Source organism: Rhodovulum sp. 12E13 (assembly GCF_003340565.1).
GTDB lineage: Bacteria > Pseudomonadota > Alphaproteobacteria > Rhodobacterales > Rhodobacteraceae > HLUCCA09.
In genome coordinates this window covers 1-23,429 of record NZ_QPLK01000003.1, presented here as the reverse complement: position 1 = coordinate 23,429, position 23,429 = coordinate 1, and the positions used below count along the sequence as shown (strand labels likewise).

The 23,429-nt window shown below is 70.8% G+C and carries 18 protein-coding genes and 1 pseudogene; 12 read left to right on the top strand and 7 right to left on the bottom strand.

What is annotated here, in order from left to right; translation table 11 throughout:
* Position 1: 1 nt before the first annotated feature.
* From DLJ49_RS03350 to DLJ49_RS03330, 5 genes are all read right to left on the bottom strand, one after another.
* A complete protein-coding gene (locus DLJ49_RS03350; RefSeq protein ID WP_115392113.1) occupies positions 2-901 on the bottom strand; it encodes a DUF305 domain-containing protein in 900 nt (299 codons plus the stop codon).
* A 68-nt stretch (positions 902-969) separates the two neighbouring features.
* Entirely contained in the window at positions 970-2,166 is a 1,197-nt protein-coding gene (locus DLJ49_RS03345) for an MFS transporter (protein ID WP_233488717.1), read from the bottom strand.
* Between the two features lie 116 nt (positions 2,167-2,282).
* Positions 2,283-2,921 (bottom strand): DsbA family oxidoreductase, encoded by a 639-nt coding sequence (locus DLJ49_RS03340; protein WP_115392111.1) that lies wholly within the window; start codon positions 2,919-2,921, stop codon positions 2,283-2,285.
* A gap of 171 nt (positions 2,922-3,092) precedes the next feature.
* The gene (gene purL / locus DLJ49_RS03335) at positions 3,093-5,294 is read right to left on the bottom strand and encodes a phosphoribosylformylglycinamidine synthase subunit PurL (RefSeq protein WP_115392110.1); all 2,202 of its coding nucleotides are present in this window, start codon (positions 5,292-5,294) and stop codon (positions 3,093-3,095) included.
* 287 nt (positions 5,295-5,581) lie between these two features.
* Entirely contained in the window at positions 5,582-6,481 is a 900-nt protein-coding gene (locus DLJ49_RS03330) for a LysR family transcriptional regulator (protein WP_115392109.1), read from the bottom strand.
* Positions 6,482-6,644: 163 nt separating this feature from the next.
* On the opposite strand from DLJ49_RS03330, the gene DLJ49_RS03325 reads away from it, so the two are divergent.
* From DLJ49_RS03325 to DLJ49_RS03275, 11 genes are all read left to right on the top strand, one after another.
* On the top strand, positions 6,645-10,022 hold the full coding sequence (locus DLJ49_RS03325; protein WP_115392108.1) for an indolepyruvate ferredoxin oxidoreductase family protein: 3,378 nt from the start codon (positions 6,645-6,647) through the stop codon (positions 10,020-10,022).
* 91 nt (positions 10,023-10,113) lie between these two features.
* A complete protein-coding gene (locus DLJ49_RS03320) occupies positions 10,114-11,040 on the top strand; it encodes a lysophospholipid acyltransferase family protein (protein WP_115392107.1) in 927 nt (308 codons plus the stop codon).
* A complete protein-coding gene (murI, locus tag DLJ49_RS03315) occupies positions 11,040-11,852 on the top strand; it encodes a glutamate racemase (protein ID WP_115392106.1) in 813 nt (270 codons plus the stop codon). The genes DLJ49_RS03320 and murI overlap by 1 nt, the downstream gene beginning before the upstream one ends.
* Before the next feature lie 78 nt (positions 11,853-11,930).
* On the top strand, positions 11,931-12,959 hold the full coding sequence (argC, locus tag DLJ49_RS03310; protein ID WP_115392105.1) for an N-acetyl-gamma-glutamyl-phosphate reductase: 1,029 nt from the start codon (positions 11,931-11,933) through the stop codon (positions 12,957-12,959).
* A gap of 54 nt (positions 12,960-13,013) precedes the next feature.
* Positions 13,014-13,475, top strand: coding sequence for a cytochrome c maturation protein CcmE (gene ccmE, locus DLJ49_RS03305; protein WP_115392104.1), 462 nt, complete (start codon positions 13,014-13,016; stop codon positions 13,473-13,475).
* A 500-nt stretch (positions 13,476-13,975) separates the two neighbouring features.
* A complete protein-coding gene (locus tag DLJ49_RS03300) occupies positions 13,976-15,460 on the top strand; it encodes a SulP family inorganic anion transporter (RefSeq protein WP_115392103.1) in 1,485 nt (494 codons plus the stop codon).
* A 34-nt stretch (positions 15,461-15,494) separates the two neighbouring features.
* On the top strand, positions 15,495-16,349 hold the full coding sequence (locus DLJ49_RS03295; protein ID WP_115392327.1) for a universal stress protein: 855 nt from the start codon (positions 15,495-15,497) through the stop codon (positions 16,347-16,349).
* A gap of 351 nt (positions 16,350-16,700) precedes the next feature.
* On the top strand, positions 16,701-17,312 hold the full coding sequence (locus DLJ49_RS03290; protein WP_115392102.1) for a holin-associated N-acetylmuramidase: 612 nt from the start codon (positions 16,701-16,703) through the stop codon (positions 17,310-17,312).
* On the top strand, positions 17,303-17,899 hold the full coding sequence (locus tag DLJ49_RS03285; RefSeq protein WP_115392101.1) for a holin family protein: 597 nt from the start codon (positions 17,303-17,305) through the stop codon (positions 17,897-17,899). The genes DLJ49_RS03290 and DLJ49_RS03285 overlap by 10 nt, the downstream gene beginning before the upstream one ends.
* Positions 17,896-18,105, top strand: a complete 210-nt coding sequence (locus DLJ49_RS03280; protein WP_115392100.1) for a pseudouridine synthase — start codon at positions 17,896-17,898, stop codon at positions 18,103-18,105. The genes DLJ49_RS03285 and DLJ49_RS03280 overlap by 4 nt, the downstream gene beginning before the upstream one ends.
* Positions 18,098-18,283, top strand: a complete 186-nt coding sequence (locus DLJ49_RS03275) for a hypothetical protein (protein ID WP_115392099.1) — start codon at positions 18,098-18,100, stop codon at positions 18,281-18,283. The genes DLJ49_RS03280 and DLJ49_RS03275 overlap by 8 nt, the downstream gene beginning before the upstream one ends.
* A gap of 33 nt (positions 18,284-18,316) precedes the next feature.
* Here DLJ49_RS03275 and DLJ49_RS03270 read toward each other — a convergent pair whose 3' ends face one another.
* Together DLJ49_RS03270 and DLJ49_RS03265 are read right to left on the bottom strand one after the other, a co-directional pair.
* Positions 18,317-21,457, bottom strand: a complete 3,141-nt coding sequence (locus DLJ49_RS03270) for an efflux RND transporter permease subunit (protein WP_115392098.1) — start codon at positions 21,455-21,457, stop codon at positions 18,317-18,319.
* The gene (locus DLJ49_RS03265; RefSeq protein WP_115392097.1) at positions 21,457-22,557 is read right to left on the bottom strand and encodes an efflux RND transporter periplasmic adaptor subunit; all 1,101 of its coding nucleotides are present in this window, start codon (positions 22,555-22,557) and stop codon (positions 21,457-21,459) included. The genes DLJ49_RS03270 and DLJ49_RS03265 overlap by 1 nt, the downstream gene beginning before the upstream one ends.
* 505 nt (positions 22,558-23,062) lie before the next feature.
* Here DLJ49_RS03265 and DLJ49_RS03260 point away from each other — a divergent pair.
* A pseudogene (locus tag DLJ49_RS03260) lies at positions 23,063-23,429 on the top strand (IS481 family transposase); the annotation flags it as partial.

The following is a 23,429-nucleotide window of genomic DNA, read 5'->3' as shown; positions in this document are numbered from 1 at the left end:
CTCAGCCCTCGCACTCCCAGGTGCCGCGGTAGCCCACCGTCAGCCCCTCATCGAGGACGAAGCGCATGTCGGCCACCCGGGCGGACGCCGTCTCGCTTGCCGTGCTCTCGGGCACGATCTCGAGGGTCAGACCGTCGGTCTCCATGACGATCCCCTCGGCGGGCAGGGGGCCTGCCACGGCGTCGTCGGCCCGCGTCAGCACGACGGTCTGCCCCGACAGCTTGATCACGCCGCGTTCGGCCGCATCGCCCGCGGTGACGAGAATGGGGTCGCTGCGCGTCGTGCGCACGAAGCGGCACCCGGCCGCCGGCCCCAGCGCCGCCTCGATTTCCCCCTCTGTCAGGTCCTGGGCGTCGAGCGTTGCGATCTCGGGCCGTGCCAGCGCCTCGTCGACCGAGACGGGGCCGGGCGTTGCCGGATCCTCTTGGCGCATCGAGGGGGGAACGGGCGCGTCGATCTCGCCTTCGAGCACGGCGACAAGGTAGCGCATCTCGGAGATTTCCTTCTGCTGGGCCGCCATGATCTCGTCGGCGAGCTTGCGCACGCGGGGGTCGTCGATCTCGGCCCGGCTCGAGGTGAGGATTGCTATCGAGTGGTGCGGGATCATCGCCCGCATGTAGGATACATCGCCCACGGTGGTCTGGCTGCGCACCAGCCAGAGCGAGACGGCGAAGACCACCGCCGCCAGCCCGTAGATCGCGAGGTTGACCGCGCGGTTGCGATACATGCTCCACATGAAGCTGAGCATGACGATCGCCATGGCCGCGCCCATGAGCAGCGCCATGTAGGCGCGCGTCTCGCTCCAGAAAATGTGCGCCCAGACATAGGTGTTGAGATACATCAGGCCGAACATCACGACCGTCGAGGTCGCGATCATTGCACCGAACCGCCAGTAGGACATCGCCGTCTCCCTTTATTGGGAAAGCGGACGGCAGCGGCGGCTGTTCCGTGGCAGGGCTCGGTTGGGTATCACTCGGCCGCCGAGCGGGCGGGCCGCGGGCCGTCGGCCTCTTCCGCCCGGCGCAGCAGGCGCATCAACGCGAAGGCCCCGGTTGCGAGCGCCAGCGTGCCCAGCATCAGCGGGCGCGGCGTGCCGTCGAACATCAGCCCGATGGGCACGGCGAGCGCCACGGCCATGACGGTGCCGATGGCGCCAGCGACCGAGGCGGTGAGGCCCGCGAGATGGCCCATCGGCTCCATCGCCAGCGCGTTGAGGTTGCCGAGCGTCAGCCCGGCCTGGAAGAAGACGCCGGTCGTCCACAGGACGTAGACGGCGAAGGCCACGTCGCCCGAGACCGCGCCCGACCAGAACAGCACGTTGACCAGCGCGGTCGCGGCGATCTGCGCCCCCAGCATGCCGGTCACGATCACCCGCATCCCCAGCCGCTCGACGATGCCGGCGTTGATCAGGCTCGACGTGCCGGCGACGATGGCGATGATGCCGAACCAGAGGTGAAAGCTCTCGCCGCGGCCGAAGGCGACGTCGAAGATCTGCTGCACCGACGAGAGCGTGGCGAACAGGATGCCGAAGCAGAGCGCGAGCGCCGCGATGGCAAGCGCGACGACCCGGGTGCCGAGGATCTCGCGCACGCCCTCCGCGAGCGCCGCGGGGCGGAAGGGGCGGCGGCGCTCGGGCGGCAGCGTCTCGGCCTGGCGCAGCGCCAGCCAGGTGGCGCCGATGGCCGAGAAGATCAGGAAGGCGGCGAAGATGCCGCGCCAGCCGGTCAGCGCGATGATGCCGGCCCCCATGGCCGGGGCGAGGGCGGGCACGAGCGTGAAGATCACCATCATGAACGACATCAGCCGCGCCATGCCGCGGCCCGCGTAAAGGTCGCGGATGATGGCGAGCGCCACCACGCGCGGGCCGGCCGCGCCGAGGCCCTGGATCACCCGCGCGGCGAGCACCAGCTCGAGCGACTGCGCCGCCCAGGCCAGCGCCGCGCCGGTGCAGTAGAGCACGGCACCCCAGAGAATGACGGGCTTGCGCCCCACCGCGTCGGAGAGCGGGCCGGTGACCAGCGTGCCCACCCCCATGCCGAGCACGAAGGAGGTGACGATGAGCTGCGCGCGGTTGGGCGCGTCGGGCGTCAGTTCCTGCGCGATCTCGGGCAGGGCAGGCAGCATCGCGTCGATCGAGAAGGCGATCGTCGAGAACAGCATCGCCATGAGCGCGATGAATTCGGGCTGCGACAGGCGCTCGCGCGCAAGACCGGGCTGGGGCGGGCGAGGAAGGCGAGCCCGCCCGGGCTCGTGGCCCGATGGGTGGCGCAGGTCGGGCGGGCTCATCGGCCGATCTGCTCCGCGATCTCGTCGATCAGCTGCACCCACAGCTCGGTCGGCTGGGCACCCGGCACGACGTGCCGGGTCGCGACGATATGGGTCGGCACGCCGGTGACGCCGCGCTCGCGGGCATGGGCGTCGCGCGCGGCGATCTCTGCGGCGTCGGCGTCCGCGGCGAGAAGGCGATGGATCATAGCGGCGTCGAGCCCCGCCCCGTCGGCGATGTCGGCCAGCACGTCGCGGTCGCCGATGTCGCGGCCCTCGAGGAAGTAGGCGCGAAAGAGGCCGGAGACGACCGCGATCTGCCGCCCCTCGATACCCGCCCAGTGGATCAGGCGGTGCGCGTCGAGCGTGTTGGGCGTGCGCTCGATCCGGCCCCAGTCGATCTCGAGCCCCGCCTCGGCAGCCGCCGCGTCGATGCGGGCATACACCTCGGCCGCGCCCGCCTTTCCGCCGAACTTGGCCTCGAGGTAGGCGCGCCGGTCCATCCCTTCGCGCGGCATGTCGGGGTTCAGCTGGAACGGGTGGTATTCGATCGTGAAGGGGTGGTCGGGCCGCTCGGAAAGCGCGGCATCGAGCCGGGCCTTGCCGATGAAGCACCACGGGCACACGGGGTCGGAGAAGATGTCGAGCTTGATCACTCGCCTCACCTATCAGGCCCGGCGGGGATGCCAAGGGGGCGGGAGCGCACAGGCCGCCCGCCGGCGGTGCAGGGGGGAAGGACGGGACGGGGGGCGCTGCCCCCCGGCCGCCCGTGCCGGGCGGCTCCCCCCGGAGTATTTCGGCCAAGATGATGGGGACGGGACGGGGCCTCAGCCCTCCATCATGGCGGCGAAGGCGCCGCGCCAGAGCGAGGAAAGCTCGTCGAGCGTGGCCTGGGAGGCGCCCATGCGCACCTGGTCGCCGCCGAAGCGGCCGACGGTGACGAGCGGAACGCCCGCGCGCGAGGCGGCGACCATGAGCGCCTCGGCCTTGTCGAACGAGCAGGCGATGAGATAGCGCGCCTGGTCCTCGCCGAAGAGGGTGGCGCAGTCGGCGGCGTCGAGCGTCACGCCGACGCAGGCGGATTCGGCCATCTCGAAGGCGGCCAGCGCGAGGCCGCCGTCGGAGAGGTCGGTGCAGGCGTCGATCCAGTCGCGGTTGTCGCGGATGAAGTCGGCGTGCTTCGCCTCGGCCGCGAGGTCAACCGGGGGCGCGTCGCCGTCGGTGCGGTTGAACACCTCCCACAGAAGGGCGGAGCGGCCGAGATGCCCTCTTGTCTCGCCCAGCACGAGGGCCACGTGGCCGTCGCGGGGGACGCGGTCGATCATCTCGCCCACGTCGTCGATCAGGCCCACGGCGCCGATCGTGGGGGTGGGCAGGATCGGGCGCCCCTCGGTCTCGTTGTAGAGCGAGACGTTGCCCGAGACGACGGGACAGCCGAGCGCGCCGCAGGCGGCGCCGATGCCGCGGATGGCGCCGACGATCTGGCCCATGATCCCGGGCTTTTCCGGGTTGCCGAAATTGAGGTTGTCGGTGACGGCGAGGGGGCGCGCGCCGAGGGCGGCGAGGTTGCGGCAGGCCTCGGCTACCGCCTGCTTGCCCCCCTCGAAGGGATTGGCCTCGACGTAGCGCGGCGTGACGTCGGCGGTGAAGGCGAGCGCGCGCTCGGTGCCGTGGATGCGCACGACGCCCGCGCCGAGGCCGGGCCCGCGCACGGTGTCGGCCATGACCTGGCTGTCGTACTGCTCCCAGATCCAGGCCTTGTGGGCATAGCTCGGCGCCGCGAGCAGGATCTTGAGCGCGTCGATCGCGTCCACCTCCGGCACAGGGTCCAGCTCCGGGGCGGGCGGCGTCTCCTCCCAAGGGCGGTCGTATTCGGGGGCGTTGCCGGAGAGGGCCGCGAGCGGCAGGTCGGCGCAGGTGCGCCCGCCATGCTCGATCAGGAACCGGTCCTCGGGCAGCGTCTCGCCGATCACGGCGAAGTCGAGATCCCACTTGTCGAAGATCGCGCGCGCCTCGGCCTCCTTCTCGGGGCGCAGCACCATGAGCATCCGCTCCTGGCTTTCCGAGAGCATCATCTCGTAGGCGGTCATGCCGGTCTCGCGGCAGGGCACACGGTCGAGGTCGAGGCGAATGCCCAGGCCGCCCTTGTCGCCCATCTCGACGGCCGAGCAGGTGAGGCCGGCCGCGCCCATGTCCTGGATCGAGATGACGGCCCCCGTCTCCATCAGCTCGAGGCAGGCCTCCATCAGGCGCTTCTCGGTGAAGGGGTCGCCGACCTGCACGGTGGGGCGCTTCTCGGCGACCTCCTCGCCGAACTCGGCCGAGGCCATGGTGGCGCCGCCCACCCCGTCGCGCCCCGTCCTGGCGCCGAGATAGACGACGGGCATGCCGACGCCGCTCGCGGCGGAATAGAAGATCCGGTCGGCCCGCACGAGGCCGGCGGCGAAGGCGTTGACGAGGCAGTTGCCGTCGTAGGCGGGATGAAAGCGCGTCTCGCCGCCCACGGTGGGCACGCCGAAGGCGTTGCCGTAGCCGCCGATGCCCGCCACCACGCCAGAGACGAGGGCGCGCGTGCGCGGATGGTCGGGGGCGCCGAAGGACAGCGCGTTCATCGCCGCGACGGGCCGGGCGCCCATGGTGAAGACGTCGCGCAGGATGCCGCCCACACCCGTGGCCGCGCCCTGGTAGGGCTCAATGTAGGAAGGGTGGTTGTGGCTCTCCATCTTGAAGACGCAGGCGAGCTCGTTGCCCTCGGCGTCGGGGCCGATGGCCACGACGCCCGCGTTCTCGCCGGGGCCGCAGATGACATGCTCGCCAGTGGTGGGCAGGGTGCGTAGCCACTTCTTCGACGACTTGTAGGAGCAGTGCTCGTTCCACATGGCCGAGAAGATGCCGAGTTCGGTCAGGTTGGGCGGCCGGTTCAGCAGGCGCAGGATCTCGGCGTACTCGTCCTCGGCGATGCCGTGCTCGGCGACGATCTCTGGCGTGATCTCGATCTCGGGCTCCGGCGTGGTTTCGGGCGCGCGCATTCCATCCCCCCTCGGCTGGCGTCTGTCTTAGGCGAGAGGCGGGACGAGGGAAAGGGCAGCCCGGCCGGAAGCGATCGGCCAAAAAAAAGGCCGAGCACAAGTCTCGGCCCAAGTCCAACAGGGAGGTAAAGAACGACCGCGCGAACGCGACCGCTCTTTGGAGATATAGATGTCGCCAAAGTGCGCGGGCAAGATGAAAACCGTCTCGGCACGGCATGGCCGCTCTGCCTGTGGCGCATGGGTGACTCAACCGAAGCGAGAATCGCTGCCCCTGCGTCGGCCGCGCCTCAGGCGGCCGGACCGAGCTTGCGCCTGTGCGCCTGGATTTCCGCGATGACGAAGTCGCGGAACGCCGCGATCCGGCGCGATTGGCGCAGCTCTTCGGGATAGGCGAGGAAGACGGGCACTTCGTTGCTTTCCACCTGCGGCAGCACACGTGTCAGGTGCGGCGCGTTCTCGACGATGTAGTCGGGCAACACACCGATGCCGAGGCCGTTGATCGTGCCCTGCAGCACGCCGAAATAGTTGTTCACCGTCAGCCGCGACGGGATGTCGTGGGTCAGCAGCCACTGCACCAGTTGCGCCCCGGCGCTGACCTGCACGCCGCCCGGCGCCTGGCAGATCAGGCGATGGCTGCGCATGTCGTCGACGCTCTCCGGGGTTCCTGCCCGCGACAGGTAGTCGGGCGCCGCGTAGAGGCGCATCCGCACGCCCATCAGCCGCTTGCGGATCAGGTCGGCCTGGGAGGGCTCCTTCATCCGGATCGCCACGTCGGCCTCGCGCATCGGCAGGTCGAGCACCCGCTCCTCGAGCATCAGGTCGATGTTGAGCTGTGGATACTGCTCGTAAAGGCGCGTCAGCCGGGGCGCGAGCCACATCGAGCCGAAGCCGATCGTGGTGGTCACGCGCAGCTCGCCGAACACCTCTTCCTCGCTGTCGCGGATGCGGGCGGCGGCGGCGTCGAGCCGCTTGCGCATGGCCCGGGTCGCGTCGAACAACAGCTCGCCCTGCTCGGTCAGGATCAGCCCGCGGGCGTGCCGGTGGAAGAGCGTGGTGTTGAGCATCTCCTCCAGCGCACGGATCTGGCGCGACACGGCCGATTGCGACAGGTGCAGCTGCTCGCCCGCATGGGTGAGCGAGCCGGCATCGGCGACGGCGTGGAAGATTCTCAGCTTGTCCCAGTCCATGCTTCACCCATGGGGCGGGCGCCCCGGCATCTCCGCTCCGCTGTCAGGTCGCTCTGACACGGGCGGCGGTGCGTTGGCAACGGCTCCGCCGTCGCAGGGCACGCGGGAATGTGCCTTGTGGCGGGGCGCCGCCGGCCTGTAGCGTGGCAGCGGGAGAGCGCGCATGACGAGACACGATGTCAGGCTGACCGACCGGTTCGACCTCGCCCGCAGCCCGGTGCTGCTCTCGGGCACGCAGGCTCTGGTGCGTTTGGTGCTCATGCAGGCGGCGCGTGACCGGGCAACGGGCTGGCACACGGGGGGCTATGTCACCGGCTATCGCGGCTCGCCGCTCGGCGGGCTCGACATGGCGATGCAGGGCGCCTCCGGCGCGCTCGCTGACGCGGGGGTGATCTTTCAGCCGGCTCTCAACGAGGATCTCGCCGCGACCGCGCTCTGGGGCACGCAGCAGGCGGCGCTGCGGGGCGAGGGGCGCGTCGAGGGCGTCTTCGGGCTGTGGTATGGCAAGGGCCCGGGGGTCGACCGGTCGGGCGACGCGCTGCGGCATGCCAACCTCGCCGGCACGGCGGCGAAAGGGGGCGTGCTGGCGGTGGCGGGCGACGACCACACCGGCGAGAGCTCCACCACCTGCCACCAGTCGGATCTCGCGCTGATCGACGCGGGCATCCCCGTGCTCTACCCCGCCGGAGTTCAGGACATACTCGACTTCGGCCTCTACGGCATTGCGATGTCGCGGTTTTCCGGGCTCTGGGCGGGCATGAAGGCGGTCAAGGACACGGTGGAAAGCTCGTCGGTCGTCGACGGCCGGCCCGACCGCATGTCATTCGAATCGCCCGACTTTTCGCTCCCCGAGGGCGGGCTGTCGATCCGGCCTGGCGATCACTGGGTCGCCCAGGAGGAGCGGCTGGTGGCCTGGAAATGGCCCGCCGCCCGCGCCTTTGCCCGTGCCAACGCGATCGACCGGCGGGGGCATGGGCGGCACGGGGCGCGGATCGGTCTCGTCGCGGCGGGCAAGTCGTGGCTCGACCTCGCGTCGGCGCTCGATCTGCTCGGGCTCGACGATGCCGCCTGCACGGAGGCGGGTATAACCAGCTGGAAAGTAGGGCAGACCTGGCCGCTCGAGGAGAAGGGCCTGCGCGACTGGGCCGAGGGGCTGGGCCTCGTGATCTGCGTCGAGGAAAAGCGCAAGGTGATTGAGCCGCAGGTGGCGCGCGCGCTCTTCGGCCGGCCCCTGCGACTCTGGGGCGCGCAAGGTGCCGACGGCCCGCTCTTCCCCGAGCACGGCGCTCTCGATCCGACCTCCATCGCCCTGCGACTGGGAGATATTCTTCTCTCCGAGGGGATCGGCGGGGCGCAGCTTTCCGAACGTCTTGCTGCCCTGCGCGCTGTGCCCGTCGAGGGCGGCGACCTTGCACAACGGCGTCCCTATTTCTGCGCCGGCTGCCCGCACAACACATCGACGCGCGTGCCCGAGGGCGCGCGGGCGGGGGGCGGCATCGGCTGCCATACCATGGCGCTGTGGATGGACCGCGCCAACGAGGGCTTCACCCACATGGGCGCCGAGGGGGCGAACTGGATCGGCGAGGCGCCGTTTTCGGAAAGGCCCCATGTCTTCCAGAACCTTGGCGACGGAACCTACAACCATTCCGGCATCCAGGCGATCCGCGCGGCCATCGCCGCGGGCGTGAACATCACCTACAAGATCCTCTACAACGACGCCGTCGCCATGACCGGCGGGCAGGCCAATGACGGCGGCCTCGGACCGGAACGCATCGCCGCCGAACTGACCGCTATGGGCGTGGCGCGGGTCGCGGTCGTGCATGACGGGGCCGAGGGGGTAGAGGGGCTGGCCTTTCCGCCCGGCGTGCGGCTGCATCACCGCGACGCGCTCGACGCCGTTCAGAAAGAGCTGAGCGCGATCAAGGGGGTGACAGCCCTTCTTTACGTTCAGACCTGCGCCGCTGAAAAGCGGCGGCGGCGGCGCAAGGGCACGTTCCCAAAGATCGACCGCCGCGTCTTCATCGACCCCGACGTGTGCGAGGGATGTGGCGATTGCGGCGTGCAGTCGAACTGCGTGGCGATCCTGCCGCTCGAGACCTCCTTCGGCCGCAAGCGGCAGATCGACCAGTCGGGCTGCAACGCCGACCTGTCGTGCCTCAAGGGTTTCTGCCCCTCCTTCGTTACGGTCGAGGGCGGCACGCCGCGCAAGCCCGCCGCGCAAGACCTTGCGATCCCTGACCTTCCCGAACCCGAGCGGCCCCCGATCGCGGGCACGTGGAACATCGTCGTGACCGGCATCGGCGGTACCGGCGCGGTGACGATCGGCGCCGTGCTCGCCATGGCTTCCCACCTGCAGGGGAAGGGCGCGGGCGTGATCGAGATGGCGGGCCTGGCGCAGAAGGGCGGCGCGGTGCACATCCATTGCCGCATTGCGGAAAATCCCTCTGACATCAGCGCGATACGCATCTCGACCGGGCAGGCCGACGCGGTGATCGGCGGCGATCTCGTGACGACCGCCACCGCGCAGACCCGTGCCCTGATGCGCCCCGGCGCCACGCGCGCCGCGGTCAACGCGCATCTGACGCCCACCGGCAGCTTCACCCAGGACCCCGACTTCGCCCTGCCGGGCGCGGCGCTGGAGGAGCGACTGCGCGGGCGCATCGGCGACGGGCTGACGCTGCTCGACGCGACCGCGCTGGCGCAGCGGCTGCTCGGAGACGCGATCTACGCCAACATGGCTCTTGCCGGTGCAGCCTGGCAGAAGGGCCTGATCCCGCTCGACAAATCCGCGATCCACGAGGCCATCCGCCTTAACGGCGCAGCGGTCGACGCCAATATCCGCGCCTTCGAGCTCGGCCGCTGGGCGGTTCACGACCCGCAGGCAGTGGCCGCGCCACGGGTCGTGGCGATGCCGCAGACCACCGAGGCGCTGATCGCCGAGCGCGAGCGGCACCTGACCGCCTACCAGGGCCCGCGCCTTGCCCGCCGCTATCGCAAGCTCGTCGACGCCGCGCCCGAAGATCTGCGCGCCCCGGTGGCGAAAGGCTATCACAAGCTCCTGGCCTACAAGGACGAATACGAGGTCGCCCGTCTTCTGCTCGAGACCCGCGGCAAGGCGCAAGAGGCGTTCGAGGGCGATCTGCGGCTCACCTACCACCTCGCGCCGCCGCTCCTGTCGCGCCCCGGAGCCGACGGGCGGCCGCGCAAGCGCGCCTTCGGGCCGTGGTTGCCCGCACTGCTCAAGCCGCTGGTACGGCTGAGGTTTCTGCGCGGCACGCCGCTCGACCCGTTCGGCTACGGCGCCGATCGCAGGCTCGAGCGTGCGCTTCTGCGCCAATACGAGAACGACCTTGCGGAGGCACTCGCCCGCGTCACGCCCCGGACCCGCGACGCGGTGCGCGAACTCGCCGAATTGCCGCTGCGTATCAGGGGGTTCGGCCCGGTGAAGGAGGCCGCGGCCGAGGCGGCAGAGGAGCGGCGCCGGCATCTCGTCGCCGCGATCCGAGACGGACGCGAGGCGCCGCCGCTCGCGGCGGAGTGATCGTGGAAAACGTCGCGCGCCCGACATAAACGCTCGCCAGACTGGCCCGACCCGGTTATCCGACGCCTCAGGGTCAACCACGCGCAACGCCATGCCTGACACTCGTCTTTCACCCGCCGCCCGACACGTGGCACGCGACATCAGCTATGCCTCGACCGCCCGCTCGCGCTCGGGGCGCGCCGTGATCCGGGTGCTCGAGAACGCGACGGGGCGCCTGGGGCTGATCCGCCGGGCCGACGGCTACGAGCGGCAGGTCGCCGCCGGCGAGGATTTCTGGGAGGTGATGGTGCGCCGCTACGGTCTGAGCCTCGACATCGTCGGCGGGGCTCTCGACAACATCCCGGCCGAGGGGCCGCTCATCCTGATCGCCAACCACCCCTACGGCATCCTCGACGGGCTGATGATGGGCCACATCCTCAGCCGCACGCGGGGCGACTTCCGCATCCTCGCCAACCGGGTGTTCCGCCGCGCCCAAGAGCTCAACCGCGTCATCCTGCCGGTCGACTTCGACGAGACGAAGGAGGCGATGCGCCAGAACATCGAGACTCGCAAGGAGTGCCTGCGCTACCTCGCCGCCGGCGGCGCGATCGGGATCTTCCCGGGCGGGACGGTGGCGACGTCGGCGCGGCCCTTCGGCCGGCCGATGGATCCGGGATGGCGCGGCTTCACCGCGCGGATGATCACCAAGAGCGGGGCGGCGGTGGTGCCGATCTACTTCGAGGGGCACAATAGCCGCCTGTTCCAGATCGCCAGCCACCTGCACACCACGCTGCGCATGGCGCTGCTGATCAAGGAGTTCCGCGCGCGGATCGACGAGCCCGTGCGCATGGTGATCGGCGAGCCGATCCCGCCCGAGCGGCTGGCGCCCCATGCCCGCGACACGAAGGCGATGATGGAGTTCCTGCGCGCGCAGACCTACGCGCTGTCGCCCGAGCCGCTCAACGCGGCGCAGCTCGGCTTCGAGTTCGAGGCGCGGCATCGCCCGGAGGGCGGCCGCGAGGGGGGGCGCGTCTACTGATGGCGGTCGGGGTGTTCGACTCGGGGCTCGGCGGGCTGACGGTGCTCTCTGCGCTCGAGCGGCGTCTGCCCGAGGTGGCCTTCGTCTATTACGGCGACAACCTGCACGCGCCCTACGGGGTGCGCGACGCCGATGCGGTCTACGATCTGACCTGCCGGGGCGTGGAGCGGCTCTGGGCGGCGGGCTGCGACCTCGTGATCCTGGCCTGCAACACGGCCTCGGCGGCGGCGCTGCGGCGGATGCAGGAGTCGTGGGTGCCGCGCGACAAGCGGGTACTCGGCGTCTTCGTGCCGCTGATCGAGGCTCTGACCGAGCGGCAATGGGGCGACAATTCTCCGCCCCGCGAGGTGGCGGTGAAGCATGTCGCCCTGTTCGCCACGCCCGCGACGGTGGCCAGCCGCGCCTTCCAGCGCGAGCTCGCCTTCCGCGCCATCGGCGTCGACGTCGAGGCGCAGGCCTGCGGCGGGGTGGTCGACGCGATCGAGGAGGGCGACATGATCCTCGCCGAGGCGCTCGTGCGCTCCCACGTCGACGCGCTGAAGCGCAAGATGCCCCAGCCCGAGGCGGCGGTGCTGGGCTGCACCCATTACCCCCTGATGGAAGAGATCTTCCAGGACGCGCTGGGAGAGGGGGTGCAGGTCTACTCGCAGGCCAGCATCGTGGCCGAGAGCCTTGCCGACTATCTGGGCCGGCGGCCCGAGATGCGGGGGGCGGGCGAGGCGGGCGCCTTCCTCACGACCGGCGACACTCGGCGGGTGTCGAGCCGGGCGACGCAGTTCCTGCGCCGCGAGATCCGCTTCGACGCGGCCTGAGACCGTGCGCGCCCGGCTTGCCCCCGGCCCTTGATCGGAGGTAGGGCGCTCGCCGGTCGCAGAGGAAGGACGCCGCCCATGACACACCGCGCAGCCATTCTCGGGGCCTCCGGCTACACGGGGGCGGAACTGGTGCGCCTGATCGCCACCCATCCCGCGATGGAGATCGCGGCGCTGACGGCCGACCGCAAGGCGGGGCTGGCGATGGCCGAGGTCTTTCCGCACCTGCGCCACCTCGAGCTGCCGCAGCTCCAGCGGATCGAGGATGTCGATTTTTCCTCCGTCGACATTGCGTTCTGTGCGCTTCCTCATGCAACGACACAGCAGGTGATCGCGGGGTTGCCGGGCGATCTGAGGGTCGTCGACCTCTCTGCCGATTTCCGCCTGCGCGACGCGGTCGCTTACGAGCGCTGGTATGGCAAGCCGCACGCGGCGCCCCAGCTGCAGGCATCTGCCGTCTATGGCCTGACCGAATTCTACCGCGACGAGATCCGCGCCGCGCGGCTTGTCGCCGGCACCGGGTGCAACGTGGCGACCGGGCTCTACGCGCTCCTGCCTGCCGTGCGCGCGGGCGCGATTGGCACCGACGACATCATCCTCGACCTCAAGTGCGGGGTCAGCGGGGCGGGCCGGTCGCCGAAGGAAAACCTGCTCCATGCCGAGCTGTCGGAGGGCTGGCAGCCCTACGGCACGGGAGGCACGCACCGGCATCTCGGCGAGTTCGACCAGGAGCTGAGCCGCGCCGCGGGCCGCGAGGTGGCGGTGCAGTTCACGCCGACGCTGATCCCCGGCAATCGCGGCATCCTCGCCGCCGCCTACGTCTCGGGCGAAGCGGGGGCGATTCGTGCCGCGCTGGCAGAGGCGTATGCGGGCGAGCCCTTCCTGCACGTCCTGCCCGAGGGGCAGGTGCCGAGCACGCACCATGTGCGCGGCTCGAACCTCGTGCATCTCTCGGTGGTGGCCGAGCGGCGTCCCGGCCGCGCGACGATCTATGCGGTGCTCGACAACCTGGTAAAGGGCGCCTCGGGGCAGGCGGTGCAGAACGCCAACGTGATGCTCGGGCGGCCCGAGACGGATGGCCTCATGCTTGCGCCGGTCTTTCCGTGAGACATATTCATTCGTGACGGGCGCGCACGCGACATCGCCAGGGACCGAGACCGCATGAAAAGCCTCAAGAAACAACGCCGCATCCAGATCATCGCCGTCGCGGCGGTGGCGCTGGCCGGCTCCACCGCGCTGATCGGATACGCCATGCGCGACGGCATCAACTTCTTCCGGCCGCCCTCCGAGGTGGTCGCCGCCATGCCGCCTCCGACAGAGGTGTTCCGCATCGGCGGGCTGGTGGAGGAGGGCACCCTGATGCGCGGCCAGGGCGAGACGGTGACCTTCCACGTGACAGATGGCGGCGCGTCGGTGCCCGTGGCCTATACCGGTGTTCTGCCCGACCTTTTCGGCGAGGGCGAGGGCATGGTCGGCACCGGTTCGATGATAGACGGCACGTTCGTGGCGACAGAGATCCTCGCCCGCCACGACGAGACCTACATGCCAAAGGAAGTGACCGACGCGCTGAAGGAGCAGGGCGTCTGGCAGCACGGCGAGGGCGGCCCCGAGGCGGGCGGCTGATACGGGCGGCTGTCTGCCCTGACTGACCGCTGAGCAAGGGCGGAGAGCCGGGCAGGGGCGCATCCGGCCCGCCGACCGCGCCGAAAGGTGCGGCCTCTTGCCCGCGACCCGTATTCGTGGGGCCGATGGGGCCGCGCGCCCTGTCGGGCTGGTGAAGCGGGGGCCAGGGCGGTGCCGACCGCCCGCCCGGCCCGGAGCCCCGCTGCGGCGCACGGGCAACAGAGGCGCACGGGCCGCAGAGGCGCACGGGCCGCAGAGGCGCACCGATCCAGGCCGGCGCAAGGCTCGGGCCGGGGCAGGGTGGTCCCGCCGGCGCATGTCGGGCGGTCTCCGGCTCCGCCCGGTTGCAACCGAGAGCAGATCCTGTAGGTGGGGGCACGTATCCGTCACGCCCGGCCGCGTGCCGGGCGGCGCACTTCACGGGCCGTCCGGCGGACCGCCACCGCACATCGACACGGCACGCCCCGCACCGGCGTCGTCGCACCGGCTCACGGGGAAGCATGAACGCGCTCTACGTCTATCGCGACCAATGGATCGGCAACGTCCGCGGCGACATCCTCGCCGGGATCGTCGTGGCGCTCGCGCTGATCCCCGAGGCCATCGCCTTTTCGATCATCGCCGGCGTCGATCCCAAGGTCGGGCTCTACGCCTCGTTCTCGATCGCGGTGATCGTGGCGATCACCGGGGGGCGGCCCGGCATGATCTCGGCCGCCACTGCGGCCACCGCCGTGCTCATGGTCACGCTCGTCAAGGAGCACGGGCTGGAATACCTGTTGGCCGCGACGGTGCTCGCCGGGCTCATCCAGATCGCCGCCGGGGCGGCGAGGCTCGGCCGCCTGATGCGCTTCGTCTCGCGGTCGGTGATCACCGGCTTCGTCAACGCGCTGGCGATCCTGATCTTCCTGGCGCAGGTGCCGGAGCTGACCGGTGTCACCTGGATCACCTACGCCATGGTCGCGGCGGGGCTCGCGATCATCTACCTCTTTCCGCTTCTGACGACGGCCATTCCCTCGCCGCTCGTCACCATCGTCCTTCTCACCGCCGCCGCCATGGCGCTCGGCCTCGACGTGCGCACGGTCTCCGACATGGGCGATCTGCCCGACACGCTGCCGGTGTTCCTGATCCCCGACATTCCGCTGACGCTGGAGACGCTGCAGATCATCCTGCCCTATTCTCTGGCGGTCGCCGCCGTGGGCCTGCTCGAGAGCCTGATGACGCAGACCATCGTCGACGACCTGACCGACACGACGAGCGACCGCAACCAGGAGTGCATCGGCCAGGGAATCGCCAACACCGCGACCGGCTTCATCGGCGGCATGGCCGGCTGCGCGATGATCGGGCAGTCGATCATCAACGTGAAGTCGGGCGGGCGCGGCCGGCTGTCGACCTTCGTGGCCGGGGTCTCCCTGCTGTTCATGATCGTGGTGCTGGGCGACCTCGTGGGCCAGATCCCGATGCCGGCGCTGGTGGCGATCATGATCATGGTCTCGATCGGCACCTTCTCGTGGACCTCGATCAGGAACCTGCGCGAGCATCCGCGCTCGTCGTCCATCGTGATGCTCGCGACGGTGGTGGTGACCGTCTATACCCACAACCTCGCGATCGGCGTTCTGACGGGCGTGCTGCTCTCCGGCATCTTCTTTGCCGGCAAGATCGCGCTGTTCTTCCGCGTGACCTCGGAGATCTCGCCCGACGGCCGCACGCGCACCTACAGGGTCGAGGGGCAGCTCTTCTTCGCCTCCGCCGAGGATTTCATGGCCGCGTTCGACTTCCGCGAGGCGCTTGAGCGTGTCACGATCGACGTCAGCCGCGCCCATATCTGGGACGTCTCGTCGGTCGCCGCGCTCGACATGGCGGTGCTGAAATTCCGCCGCGAGGGGGCCGAGGTGGAGATCGTCGGCATGAACGAAGCCTCCGAGACGATCGTCGACCAGCTCGCCGTGCACGACAAGCCCGGCGCGATGGACAAGCTGATGGAGCACTAGGGAGGGCCCCATGTCGGTAACCGTGTCCGAGTCCTTGTCCCCGACGCTGATGGCGCTGGTCGACGGCTCGGCCTATTCCGAGAGCGTTTGCCGCCACGCGGCCTGGATCGCCCGCCGCACCGGCGCGCAGGTCAAGCTCTACCACGTGCTCGACCCGCGGCGCACGCCCGCGCAGCGCGACCTGTCGGGGTCGATCAAGCTGGGGGCCCGGTCCGACCTGCTGGAGAAGCTGAGCGCGCTCGACGAGCAGCACGCGAGGCTCTCGCAGGCGCATGGCCGCGCGATCCTCGAGGATGCCAGGGCGCTGATGGCGGGCGACGGTGTGGAAGACGTCGTCACCCGTCTGCGCAGCGGCGACATCGTCGAGACAGTCGCGGCCAAGGAAGGGGCGGCCGACATGATCCTGATCGGCAAGCGGGGCGAGGCGGCGGGGCTCGAGGCGCCGCATCTCGGCTCGAACTTCGAGCGGATCGTGCGGGCCAGCCACAAGCCGGTCTTTGTCGCCAATCGCGCGTTCCGGCCGATCAGCCGTGTCCTGATCGCCTATGACGGCGGCGTGTCTTCGATGAAAGCGGTCGACTACGTGGCGCGCAATCCGCTCTTCGCCGGGCTCGACGTCGTGGTGGCCACGGCCGGTGCCGAGACGGGGCAGACGCGCCGCGCCCTCGACGACGCCCGCGCGACGCTGGAGGCGGGCGGGCACGCGGCAGAGGCGCACGTGCTGCGCGGTCATCCGGGCAAGGCGCTCGGCGAGGTCGTGGAGCAGGGCGGCATCGACCTGCTGGTGATGGGGGCCTACGGCCATTCGCGCATCCGCACGCTGGTCATCGGCTCGACCACGACAGAGATGATCCGCTCGTGCCGGATCCCCGTGGTGCTCATGCGCTGAGAGCCTGCGGGCGGTATCCTGGCCGCGGGGGCGCTCGTCGCGGCCCGGCGCCCGCGCGCCCAGAGTCACTGACCCCGCCGTGGTGCCGGTGACGGGCCTGCCGGTCGAGAGCATGCCGGCCGGGACGGCGAGCCGTGCGGGCGCACGCCTGCCCTGATTGGTCCTGATCGGCCTGAGCGGCGGTGACTCCGACCGACATCGCAGCTTGACGGGCGAGAGACCCCGGTGCGAGCGGCAGCGATGCGGGGTGGCAAGGGGGGCGCCCCCCGAGGCACCGCGCGCCGTGCTTTACCGCCGTTAAACCAAGTCGCGGAGTCTCCCGGCCGATCGAACCGGTCAGGAGGATCTGCGATGAAGGACGTCGAGACGCTCGCCCGCGAGATCGTGGCGCGCGAAGGCGGCTACGTGAACGACCCCGACGACCCCGGCGGCGCCACAAAGTACGGCGTCACCATCCACACGATGCGCGGTCTGGGGATGGACCTCGACGGCGACGGGCGGGTCAGCCCGGCCGACGTGAAGCGGCTCAGCCGGAACCAGGCGGTCGAGATCTTTCTCGAGCACTACTACGCCAGGCCGCGCATCTCGTCGCTGCCCGAGGCGCTGCAGCCCTCGGTCTTCGACATGTATGTGAACGCGGGCGCGAACGCGGTGAGCATCCTGCAGCGGCTGCTGTGCGAGATGGGCGAGGAGGTGGCCGTCGACGGGGTGATCGGGCCGCAGACCATCGCGGCGGCCAAGGCCGCGGCGGCGAAGGCGCCCGACCACATCGCCGACGCCTACGGCATCGCCCGGCGGAACTACTATTACGATCTCGCCGATCGGCGCCCGCGATCGCGCAAGTTCGCGCGCCGGCGCGACGGCGGCAAGGGGGGCTGGATCGCGCGCGCGGAGGAGTTCATCAGCCCGCGTTTCCATCTGTCGGAGGCCGAGCACCGCGCTCGGGTGGCCGCATGGGGCTGAGCGGGGGGGTGGCCTGGCTGGTCGACCTGCTGTTCGGCGAGCGCAACGTGGTGCGCGACACGGTCGAGGTGTTCCGCGTCAATGCCGAGAACGACGCGGCGCGCGATCACCGGCGGGCCGAGGCGGCGCTGGCGCAGTTCGCCGCCGAGTTCGGGGTGGAGCGGCGCGGGCGGTTCGACCGGCTGATCGACGGGCTCAACCGTGTCCCGCGGCCGGCGATGGCGCTCGGCACCCTGGGGCTGTTCGTGGCGGCGATGGTCGACCCGATCTGGTTTGCCGAGCGGATGCAGGGGATCGCGCTGGTCCCCGAGCCGCTCTGGTGGCTGCTGGGGGCGGTCGTGAGCTTCTACTTCGGCGCGCGCCACCAGGCCAAGAGCCAGGACTTCCAGCGCTCGATCGCGACGACGCTGGCGCGGGCGCCGCAGGTGACGGCCGGTATCGGGGCGCTGCGGGCGTTGGAGGCGGGCGCCGGGGCAGGGGAGGCGGATCCCCCCGACGCCGCGGCCCCGGAGGCGCGCGAGGCCGCCATGGCGGCCGCCCGCCCCACCGCGCCCAACGCGGCGCTCTCCGAGTGGAGGGGGGCATGACCGAGGCCGACTGGCGCCTTCAAGCCGAGCGGCGGCTCAACGCCCTCGAGACCCGCACGGCGGTCGACGAGGTGCACCGGGCGATGGTCGAAAAGCGGCTGCACTCGATCGAGGACACGCTGAAGTGGCTGGTGCGGCTGGTGATCGGCTCGCTGGTGCTGGGCGTGATCGGGGTGGCGCTGCGGGGGGGCTTCGCCGGTGTCTGACCTCGCCCTTCTCGCCTTCGCGCTGACGCTCGGCCTGGCGAGCCGGGCGCCGTGGTTCGGCCCCGGCCGCGGCACCCCGCGGCGGCCCGCCGAGCCGCCCGCCCCGGCCGAGCTTGCGCTCTGGTCGGGGCTTCTGGCGCTCGCGGCGAGCCTTCTCGCCGCGCGCGCGCTGTTCTGACCGGCGGCAGGCACCGCTCTGCGGTGCCTCCGCTCAGCCCGGCTCTCCTTCGGCACCGGCCGCCCGCGCGCCCTTCACCCGCTCGCGCAAGCGCTGGAAGACGACGTAAAGCGCGGGGATCACGAAGATCCCCACGGCCGCCGCCGCCAACATGCCCCCCGCGACGCCCGTGCCGACCGAGCGGCGCGCGAGCATCGAGGCGCCCTCGGCGGTGACCAGCGGGATCAGGCCGGCGATGAAGGCGAAGCTCGTCATCATCACCGCGCGAAAGCGGGCGCGCGCCCCCTCGGTCGCCGCCTCGACGATGGCCATGCCGGCCTCGCGCTTGGCCTTGGCGAACTCGACGATCAGGATCGCGTTCTTGGCCGCCAGCGCGATCAGCACGACGAGGCCGATCTGGGCGTAGATGTTGAAGGGCAGGCCGGTGAGAAGGAGCGCCAGCACCGCGCCGAGCACGCCGAAGGCGACCGAGAGCAGCACCGGAACGGGGATCGTCCAGCTTTCGTAGAGGCCCACGAGGAACAGGTAGGCGAAGAGCACGGCCATGATAAGGATCGGCCCTGTCTGGCCCGCGGCCTGCTTTTCCTGCAGCGAGGTGCCCGTCCACTCGAAGGTGTAGCCTGCCGGCAGCGTCTCGGCCGCGACCGCCTCCATCGCGGCGAGCGCGGCGCCGGTCGAGACGCCGGGCGCGGGCTCGCCCGAGATCGTCACCGAGCGCAGGTTGTTGTACCGCTGGAGCTGCATCGGGCCGACCGTGTAGCGCGGCGTCGCGACGGCGCCCACCGGCACCATCTCGCCCGTGGCCGAGCGGACATGGACGCGGGCGATGTCTCCGGCCTCGGCCCGGTCTTCGCCCCGCGCGGTCATGCGCACCTGCCACGACCGGCCGAACAGGTTGAAATCGTTGACATAGGCCGTGCCCATCGTGGCGTTCAGCGCCGAGAACAGCGCCGAGACGGGCACGCCCAGCGCGTAGAGGCGCTCGCGGTCGATATCGAGGAAGAGCTGCGGGCTGTCGGCGGCGAAGGTGGTATAGACGCCCGACAGATCAGGGTGCTGGTTGGCGGCCAGCGCCAACCCGCGGGCGACGGCGGCCAGTTCGTCGGCCGGCCGCCCCGCGGTGTCGAGCAGCTGGAACTCGAAGCCCGCACCCGAGCCGAGCCCGGCGATCGGCGGCAGGTTGAAGGGCAGCACCTGCGCCTCGCGGATGCCCGCCCCCTGCAGGGCGGTCTGCGCGATGGCGGCGAAGGCGCTCTCGTCGTCGGTGGTGCGCTCCTCGAAGGGGGCCATGGTGACGAGGGCGAAGGCGGCGTTCGACTTGGTGATGCCGTCGAGGATCGAGAAGCCGGTGACCGAGGTGACCGAGGCGACGCCCGGCAGGCCCGCCACGATGTCTTCCACCTGCGCCTGCGCGGCGGCGGTGCGGGGCAGCGAAGCCCCCTCGGGCAGCCGGGTCTCGACGATGAAGGAGCCCTGGTCCTCGGCCGGCAGGAAGCCGGTGGGCGTGACGCGGAAGAGCGCGCCCGTCAGCACCAGCGCGCCCAGCAGGAGCGCCACGCCCAGCACGGCACGGCGGGCGATGGCGCCGGCGACGCGGGCATAGCCGTCGCGCGCCCCGTCGATCCGGGCCGAGATCCAGCCCATGACGCCCCGCTTCGGCCCGTGGTGCGGTTTGAGGATGATGGCGCAGAGGGCGGGCGAGAGGGTGAGCGCGTTGATCGCCGAGATCACCATCGACACCGACACCGCCACGGCGAACTGCTGGAAGAGCTGCCCCGACAGGCCGGGGATGAACGCCACGGGCACGAAGACCGACAAGAGCACAAGCGTGATCGCCACGATGGCGCCGGTGATCTCGCCCATCGCGGCGCGGGCTGCCTCGGCCGGCGTCAGCGAATGGTCTTCGGCCATCTTGGCCTCGATCGCCTCGACCACCACGATGGCGTCGTCGACGACGATGCCGATGGCGAGCACCAGCGCGAGCAGCGACACCGTGTTGAGCGAAAAGCCCATCGCGCTCATCACCGCGAAGGTGCCGACGAGGGCCACCGGCACGGCGACGAGCGGCACGAGGGTCGCGCGGAGCGACCCGAGAAAGACGAACACGACGAGGATGACGAGGATAAAGGCTTCGACCAGCGTGTGCTCGACCTCGGTGATGCTCTCTTCCACGAAGATCGAGTTGTCCGAGACGAAGGCCGAGACCGCCCCGTCGGGAAAGCTCGCCCGCGCCTGCTCGACCGCGTGCTTGACACCCTCGGCGGCGGCCAGCGCGTTGCCGCCGGGCGCGAGATAGACGCCGATCAGAGTGGCCGGCGCGCCGTCGTGGGTGGTGCCCACGTCGAGGTTGTTGGCCCCCAGCGTCACCCGCGCGACGTCTCCCACGCGCAGCACCGAGCCGTCGGGCGCGGCGCGCAGGATCACCCGCTCGAACTCGGCCGGGTCCGACAGGCGGCCAGAGGTGGTGATGTTGAGCTGCAGGCCGGGGTCGTCGACCATGGGCTGCGCGCCGACCCGCCCGATGGCCGCCTGCACGTTCTGGCTGCGCAGGGCCGCCAGCACGTCGTCTGGCGTCAGCGACAGGGCGGCGAGGCGGTCGGTGTCGAGCGCGACCCGCATGGCGAACTGGTTGGCGGCGAACACCTTGGCATCGCCCACCCCCGGCACGCGCTTGAGCCGGTCGAGCAGGTTGAGCGTGGCGAAATTGGTCAGCGTCGGCCCGTCCACCCGCTCGTCCTCGGAGTAGAGGACGATGCCCATGAGCAGCGACGACGAGGCCTTCGCCACCCGCACGCCGAGCTGGCGCACCTCGGGCGGCAGGAGCGGCTCGGCCAGCGCGACGCGGTTCTGCACGTTGACTGTCGCGATGTCGGGGTCGGTGCCGACCTCGAACGAGACAGTCAGGATGTAGGTGCCGTCGGCGCCCGAGGTCGAGCGCATGTAGAGCATGTCGTCGACGCCGATCACCTTGTCCTCGATGACCTGCGCGACGGTCTGCTCGGTCACCTCGGCCCCCGCGCCGGGATAGGCGGCGATCACCTGCACCTGTGGCGGCACGATGTCGGGGTATTGCTCCACCGGCATCCGCGTGAGCGCGATCAGGCCGGCGAGGAACAGCACGATCGAGATGACCGCGGCGAGCCGCGGCCGCTCGATGAACACCGACGAGAGCATCAGCCGCCCGCCTCGGCCGCGTCGACCGTGAGCCCCGGGCGCACCTTGTTGACGCCCTCGGTGACGACGCGCTCGCCCGCCTCGAGCCCGGACGCGATCACCGCGAGGCCCTGCGTGACGCGCGCGACCTCGATGCGCCGCCGCTCCACCGTGCCGGCGTCGTCCACGACCATCGCGAAGGCGCCCTGCAGGTCGCGCTGCACGCCGGTCTGGGGGATGGCGAGCACTTCGGTGGGCGTGGCCTGCCGCAGCACGATGCGCACGAGCTCGGCGTCGAGCAGCCGCCCCTCGGGATTGTCGAAGCGGGCGCGGATGCGCACCGTGTCGGTGCCCTGCGTCACCTCGCTGTCGATGAAGTCGATCGTGCCGTCGCGCGGGTATTCGCTGCCATTGGCGAGGATCAGCCGCGCGGCGCCCTCGGCGCTGGCCTGGCCGGCCTCCACCGCCTCGAGGAAGGTGCGCAGCGTGGCGGTGGCAATCGACGCCTCGGCATGGATCGGGTCGAGCTTGATCAGGGTGGCCAGCGTGCCCGTCTCGGGACCGATCAGCGCGCCCGCGTCGACCTCGGCCGTGCCGACGCGCCCGGCGAAGGGGGCCGTGATCTCGGTGTAGGAAAGGTCGAGCCGCGCGCGCTCGAGCGTCCCCTCGAGGCGGGTGACGTCGGCCTCGGCCTGGGCGAGGGCCGCTTCCGCACGGTCGACCGCGGCCTGCGGCGCCGCTTCGCGGGCGAGCAACTCGGCCTGCCGGTCGCGCTCCACCTGCGCGAGCGCCCGCGCGGCACGGGCGGCGGCGAGCGCGCCCTCGGCCTCCTGCACCGCGGCGGCGTAGGGGCCGGGCTCCATGCGGAACAGCACGTCGCCCTCCTCGACCCGCGCGCCGGGCGCGAAGGCGACCTCCTGCAGGAAGCCCGAGACGCGGGCCTGCAGGTTGACGCGGCTGTCCGCCTCGAGCCGGCCGTTCAGCGTGACCGTCTGCGCGAGTTGCGTCACGGCCGCCGGGGCGACCACGACGGCCGGGGGCGGCGCTGCATCCTGCGCGGGGGCGATCCGGGCCGCGACCACGATCCCCGCCACGATCACACCGATCATCGACCTGCGCATGTCGCCCCTCGCCTCCGCCCGTTCGTCCGGCTCAACCGCTATCACAACCTGACCGAACGGCAAGCGGCTAAACGAGCCCTGTACGGGTCGTGCCCTCCGGGGTCCGCGCACCGGCGGGTCGTCACAGATGGCACCGGGGCAAGCAGTGTGCCTGTATCCCCCGCGAACCGCCGTCGGCAGAGCGGTCAAGCCGGACGCTTGCCTCAAGGCCGCGGGATGTAGGGAAAAAACACGACTAAGAGTGGAAGCAAGCGCTTATCAACGCGGTTTTCGCGGACACGCTTCGATACAGCCATGAAGGTGGACTACCAACACCCGAAACCACCCTTGTCTTCAGGGTGTTACGGGGGAAGGCGGGCGAAAAACAATCTGGCGGAGGGAACGGAGCGTCCGAAAACTCTGCTGGAAGTAGGTGTCCCATCCCGGATGATCACATCGACTCTCGCCGACGGGCACTGTTCGTGGCACGCTCGATCCTGAGCGAGGTTCTGGTCGGGGGGCGGGCATGCTGATCTCTCTTCACAAGCAGGCGACGACAACGCCGAAGATCCGGGCTGCGATCCAGGCGAGCACCGAGCCGGCCTGGAAGGTGGCGGAGCGCTACGGCATCTCCGAGCAGACGGTTTGGAAGTGGCGGGGCCGGGACAGCACCGAGGACCGAAGCCACACCCCGCACCGGCTGCAGACGACACTGACACCGGCGCAGGAGGCCGTGGCGGTCGCGCTGCGGACGACCCTTCTGCTGCCGCTCGACGACCTGCTCGCCGTGGTGCGCGAGTTTCTCAATCCGAACGTCTCGCGCTCGGGCCTCGACCGCTGCCTGAGGCGGCATGGGGTGGGAAACCTCCGCGACCTGAAGCCGAAGGCGCCGA